The sequence below is a fragment of the Archangium violaceum Cb vi76 genome, from assembly GCF_000733295.1.
Classification (GTDB): Bacteria; Myxococcota; Myxococcia; order Myxococcales; family Myxococcaceae; genus Archangium; species Archangium violaceum.
On the sequence record NZ_JPMI01000196.1, the window covers coordinates 1 to 206 of the forward strand.

1 protein-coding gene is annotated in these 206 nt (G+C 66.0%); it reads left to right on the forward strand.

Annotated features, from left to right (window positions below):
• Window positions 1–206 (forward strand): hypothetical protein (locus Q664_RS59350; protein ID WP_043401522.1); only part of this gene is annotated, 206 nt, incomplete at both ends.

A 206-nucleotide genomic window follows, 5' to 3' on the forward strand; every position in this document is an offset into this window, starting at 1 on the left:
TCGAGCTCAGCCCGGGCGAATACGTGGATTTCTCGTGCTGGGACGACAAGGTGCTCGGGCGCGACGAGTACGGGGATGAGATTCCGTTGCCCGCTGAGGCCCGCCGCGTCACCAGGAGCTTCCGGGGCGCGTACCTCATTCGGGCGGCAGCTTCGATGCTTGGGGACGAGATCGACCGGATCGACAATCCAGGCGAGCTGAGCGCG